Origin of the sequence: Pseudoalteromonas sp. S1727 (genome assembly GCF_005886375.1) — a bacterium.
GTDB classification, from domain to species: domain Bacteria; phylum Pseudomonadota; class Gammaproteobacteria; order Enterobacterales; family Alteromonadaceae; genus Pseudoalteromonas; species Pseudoalteromonas haloplanktis.
In genome coordinates, this window is the sequence record NZ_PNDT01000217.1 from 1 (window position 1) to 390 (window position 390).

A 390-nucleotide genomic window follows, 5' to 3' on the forward strand; every position below is an offset into this window, starting at 1 on the left:
AACAAAATAACGCGAGACATTCCCAGCCTCGTTGCATTGCTTGTGTGCTCAATAAGTTATCTTCATTTAGCCCAGCGGCTAATCTAACTTTACGTTTAACGCGACCTATAGTTTGCAAGCCGCCAGCAATTGACTTAGCGATCAACATGTGGAAACTGTTAGATCCTAAATCAATGACTGCATAAACATTTTTTTGCGGTTTAAGTTGCCCCACCGTTCAAAAACCTCTAGTTACTACTACGACTATAACGACGGTCGTAACTACGACCGTGCTTTTTGGTAACTATTATTGGGTCTACGTCCGTTGTTGTTACTACGGCTACGCGGGCCTGTTGAATAATTACGTTTTCTTTGAATAGTAGGCTTAGTTACATCATCAAGCAATGCACT

1 protein-coding gene and 1 pseudogene are annotated in these 390 nt (G+C 41.5%); both read right to left on the reverse strand.

Translation table 11 applies throughout. The annotated features are described in order from the left end of the window. On the reverse strand, window positions 1–214 hold a 214-nt coding region (locus CWB85_RS21720; protein WP_502705326.1), incomplete at its 3' end, for a Ppx/GppA phosphatase family protein. A 47-nt stretch (window positions 215–261) separates the two neighbouring features. Beyond that, window positions 262–390, reverse strand: a pseudogene (locus tag CWB85_RS23020) (RNA helicase); the annotation flags it as partial.